The organism is uncultured Amaricoccus sp. (assembly GCF_937858865.1).
Taxonomy (GTDB): domain Bacteria; phylum Pseudomonadota; class Alphaproteobacteria; order Rhodobacterales; family Rhodobacteraceae; genus Amaricoccus.
The window spans coordinates 1-1,266 of sequence record NZ_CALLYO010000189.1 but is presented as its reverse complement, the minus strand read 5'-3'; the positions used below and the strand labels follow the sequence as shown (position 1 = coordinate 1,266).

Annotated in this window: 2 protein-coding genes; one reads left to right on the top strand and one right to left on the bottom strand. The window is 76.1% G+C overall.

Features of this window, described 5'->3' with window-relative positions; all coding sequences use genetic code 11:
* Positions 1 to 479, bottom strand: a 479-nt coding sequence (locus tag Q0112_RS05185; protein ID WP_297972368.1) for an FGGY family carbohydrate kinase, incomplete at its 3' end; no start/stop codon positions are given.
* Between the two features lie 101 nt (positions 480 to 580).
* On the opposite strand from Q0112_RS05185, the gene Q0112_RS05180 reads away from it, so the two are divergent.
* Positions 581 to 1,266 (top strand): 2-dehydro-3-deoxygalactonokinase (locus Q0112_RS05180; RefSeq protein WP_297972365.1); only part of this gene is annotated, 686 nt, incomplete at its 3' end.

Sequence of the window (1,266 nt, the reverse complement as noted above, 5' to 3'; positions counted from 1 at the left end):
TGATACTCGCAGATCGTCGCCGCCGCCGCAAAGACCTCGGGCTCGTTGCGCTTCAGCCAGAGCGCCTTGGGGATCATCCACTCAGCCGAGACCGGCCCCTGCCCCGCCCCGTTCACCTTCAGGGCCGGATCGCCGGTGGCGAGCACCGCGTCCGCCTCGGCATGGGCGCGCACGTCCATCCACAGCAGCGCCGGCCGCAGCGCCCGCCCCGCGCCGTCGAGCGCGACCACCGTGCAGCAGGTCGTCGCATAGCACATCGCCTCGATCTCCGCCGCCGGCACCCCCGCCTCGGCGATGGCGCCGGCGGTGGCCGCGACCAGCGCCCGCCACCAGTCCTCCGGATCCTGCTCGGCCCGCGCCCCCGGCGCGAAGCGCGTCTCGTAGGGCACCGCCCTCTGCCCGAGGCACCGGCCCTCGAGGTCGTAGATCCGCGCCCTCAGGCTCTCGGTGCCGCCATCGGCGGTCAGGTAATAGGCCATGCGCTCCTCCCTCGCCCGAGAGCTAGCGCGAATGCCCCGCCCCGCGCCAGCACCTCGCGGCCTTGACTCCGCGAAGCGCCGCATGCCCTCCTTGCCGCGCCATGGCCAGCCCCGCTCCCCCCGCCGCCGACTGGATCGCCGTCGACTGGGGCAGCTCCAACCTGCGCGCCTGGGCGATGCGCGGCGAGACCGTCCTCGCCGAAGCCGCCGCCCCGACCGGCGCCGTCGCACTCGAGCCCGAGGCCTTCGAGCCCGCCCTCCTCGCCCTCGTCTCCCCCTGGCTCGCCGAGGGCCAGCGCACCGACGTCCTCGTCTGCGGCATGGCCGGCGCCCGCGGCGGCTGGGCCGAGGCGCCCTATGCCGCCGTCCCCTGCCCGCCCGGCCCCGCCGCCTTCGCCAGGCCGCCCACGCGCGACCCGCGCCTCTCCGTCCGCATCCTCCCCGGCCTCCGCCAGGACCGGCCGGCCGATGTCATGCGCGGCGAGGAGACCCAGCTCGCCGGGCTCCTCGCCTCCCCCGATGCCGGTGGGCCCGGCTTCGACGGCGTCGCCTGCCTGCCCGGCACCCACACCAAATGGGTCCACCTCTCCGACGGCCTGGTCGTCTCCTTCGCGAGCTACATGACCGGCGAGCTCTTCGGGCTCCTCGCCACCCGGTCCGTCCTGCGCAAGACCCTCGCCCCGGACGGCTGGGACGACGCCGCCTTCCTCGAGGCGGTCGACGAGACGCTCTCCCGCCCCGAGCGCGCCGCCGCCGGCCTCTTTCCGCTCCGCGCCGCGGCGCTGCT